The organism is Neisseria sp. P0009.S008 (assembly GCF_051958615.1).
GTDB lineage: Bacteria > Pseudomonadota > Gammaproteobacteria > Burkholderiales > Neisseriaceae > Neisseria > Neisseria subflava.
The window spans coordinates 1-275 of sequence record NZ_JBQCVG010000060.1 but is presented as its reverse complement, the minus strand read 5'-3'; the positions used below and the strand labels follow the sequence as shown (position 1 = coordinate 275).

The window sequence follows — 275 nt, the reverse complement described above, 5'->3', positions numbered from 1 at the left end:
ATAAGAGACAGCCTACGGGTGGCAGCAGTGGGGAATATTGGACAATGGGCGCAAGCCTGATCCAGCCATGCCGCGTGTGTGATGAAGGCCTTAGGGTTGTAAAGCACTTTCACCGATGAAGATAATGACGGTAGTCGGAGAAGAAGCCCCGGCTAACTTCGTGCCAGCAGCCGCGGTAATACGAAGGGGGCTAGCGTTGCTCGGAATTACTGGGCGTAAAGGGCGCGTAGGCGGTTTCGTTAGTCAGGCGTGAAATTCCTGGGCTTAACCTGGGG

Annotated in this window: 1 rRNA gene; it reads left to right on the top strand. The window is 55.6% G+C overall.

The annotated features are described in order from the left end of the window. Positions 1–275 (top strand): 16S ribosomal RNA (locus ACTHSQ_RS11250); the annotation flags it as partial.